General features: G+C 70.6%; 1 protein-coding gene and 2 pseudogenes. All 3 read left to right on the top strand.

Features of this window, described 5'->3' with window-relative positions; all coding sequences use genetic code 11:
* Positions 1 to 163 (top strand): annotated as a pseudogene (locus tag BGO22_RS10505) (methyl-accepting chemotaxis protein); the annotation flags it as partial.
* A gap of 40 nt (positions 164 to 203) precedes the next feature.
* The gene (locus BGO22_RS10500) at positions 204 to 1,763 is read left to right on the top strand and encodes a methyl-accepting chemotaxis protein (protein WP_286850751.1); all 1,560 of its coding nucleotides are present in this window, start codon (positions 204 to 206) and stop codon (positions 1,761 to 1,763) included.
* Between the two features lie 10 nt (positions 1,764 to 1,773).
* Positions 1,774 to 2,480: pseudogene (locus BGO22_RS10495) on the top strand (methyl-accepting chemotaxis protein); the annotation flags it as partial.

Genomic DNA, 2,480 nt, shown 5'->3' with positions numbered 1-2,480 from the left:
GAGCGAGGGGATCGGTCAGGTGAACGTGGCGGTGAACCAGCTGGACCAGATGACGCAGCAGAACGCGGCGCTGGTGGAGCAGAGCGCGGCCGCCGCTCAGAGCCTGCGCGATCAGGCCGGCCGGTTGACGGACGTGGTGCAGGTGTTCCGCCTCGCGCACTGAAGCGGCGGACCAGACAACCAGAAGACAAGGAGAGACAGACATGCAAGCATTCATGCGGCAATTCACCGTGCGCCAGCGCATGATCGGCGCCATCGCCGTGGTGCTGGCCCTTCTGGGCGCCGTCGGCGGCGCCGGCCTCTGGGGCATGTGGCGCCTCTCGCATGTGGCCACCGAGTTCACCGAGCGCGCGTACCAGGAAACGCTCGCGCTCTCGCAGCTCAAGGCCTCCATGGGCGCGATGACGCGCCATGAGAAGGACATGATCATTGCCTACGAGAAGCCCGACCTGGTGGTCGCGGCCAAGGCGCGCTGGAAGACCGAGGCCGACAAGACGGCCGTGACCATGGACAGCCTGCTCTCCGGCCGCGACGCCTCGCGCGACGCGCTGGTGACCCAGGCGCAGGAGCGCCTGAAGGCCTACATGGCCGCGATCGAACCGGTGTCGCACCAGCTGGAGAGCGGCGGCTATGAAACGGCCACCATCGCCAACCGCATGCTCGGGCGCGCGCACGAGCAGCACAAGGCCCTGTCGGAACTGCTCACCCAGGTGGAGCAGGTGATGGGCGAGGACGTGGCCGGTCTGAGCGCGCGGGGCAAGGCGGCGAGCCAGCAAACCCTGTGGATTTTTGGCGTCGCGCTGGCGCTGGCCGCGCTGGTGGTGGTGCCCACCACCCTGGCCAACATGCACAGCATCTGCGCGCCCGTGGACCAGGCGCGCCACCTGGCCGACGCCATCGCCGAGGGCGATCTGACGCGCCCGGTGCAGGCCACGGGCCGCGACGAACTCGCCGAGCTGCTGCGCTCGCTGGGCCGCATGCAGACCTCGCTGTCGCGCATCGTCGGCGACGTGCGCCTCAGCAGCGACAGCATCGGCACCGCCTCGCAGGAAATCGCCACGGGCAACCAGGACCTGAGCTCGCGCACCGAACAGACCGCCAGCAACCTGCAGCAGACGGCGGCCAGCATGGAGCAACTCAGCGGCACCGTGCGCCAGAGCGCCGACGCCGCGCGCCAGGCCAGCGCCATGGCGGCGGCCAACGCCGAAGTGGCCGCGCGCGGCGGCGAGGTGGTGGGCCAGGTGGTCACCACCATGCAGGAGATCCAATCCAGCAGCCAGAAGATCGGCGACATCATCGGCGTCATCGACGGCATCGCCTTCCAGACCAACATCCTGGCGCTCAACGCCGCTGTGGAAGCGGCGCGCGCGGGCGAACAGGGCCGCGGCTTCGCGGTGGTGGCGGCCGAGGTGCGCAGCCTGGCGCAGCGCAGCGCCGAGGCGGCGAAAGAGATCAAGTCCCTGATCGGCGACAGCGTGGACAAAGTGCAGACCGGCACGCAGCTCGTGGCGCAGGCCGGCAGCACCATTGGCGAGATCGTGGACAACGCGCAGAAGATCTCGGCCTTCGTCACCGACATCACCACGGCCGCGCAAGAGCAGAGCGACGGCATCGGTCAGGTGAACACCGCCGTGGGCCAGCTGGACCAGATGACGCAGCAGAACGCGGCCCTGGTGGAGCAGAGCGCGGCCGCGGCCGAAAGCCTGCGCGAGCAGGCCGGCCGTCTGGCCGCCGCGGTTCAGGTGTTCCGCGTCGCGGCGTAAGAGGCCCGCCATGAACTTCAACCAACGCCTCGTGCTGGCCTTCGTGGCGCCGGCCGTGCTGTTCGTGGCCGGCCTGGGCGGCAGCATCTGGTCGCTCACGCAGACCCAGTCGCAGTTCGACCGGTACATCAACACCGAACAGGCCGTGGCCAGCGGTGTGCAGGAGATGTACGCCCAGGGCCTGCAGATGGGCCAGGCGCTGCGCAACATCGTGCTCGACCCGAACAACCCGCAGGCTTTCAAGAACCTGGAGGCCGCGCGCGAGGCGTTCGACGCCGCGCACAAGGGCACGCTGGAGGCCGCGCGCGGCACGCCGGCCCAGGCCGCGCTGGCGCCGCTGGCCGGGCTGCGCGCCGAGCAGGCGAACGCGCAGGACAAGGTGCTGACGCTGGTCAAGACCAGCGCCGCCGAGGCGGTGGCGGCGCTCAATGCCGAAGAGACGCCCGCCTGGCGCAAGCTGCGCGGCGCGCTGCTGGAGCAGGTGAAGGCCTCGCGCGAGCTGTCGGCACAGACGCACTCGGCCGTGAACGCCAGCGCCGATCGCGCGCGCGTGGTCGCGCTGTCGCTGGCCCTGCTGGCGGTGGCGGTGGCCGTGGGCCTGGGTTTCATGGTGGTGCGCACCCTGCGCCAGGAGCTGGGCGGTGACCCGGCCGCCGCGCGCCAGGCCGTGCACCGCATCGCCGACGGCGACCTCACCGGCACCATGCCCGAGAGCGC

This window comes from Hydrogenophaga sp. 70-12, from assembly GCF_001897365.1.
GTDB lineage: Bacteria > Pseudomonadota > Gammaproteobacteria > Burkholderiales > Burkholderiaceae_C > Hydrogenophaga > Hydrogenophaga borbori.
This window is presented reverse-complemented; position numbering and strand designations above follow the sequence as displayed.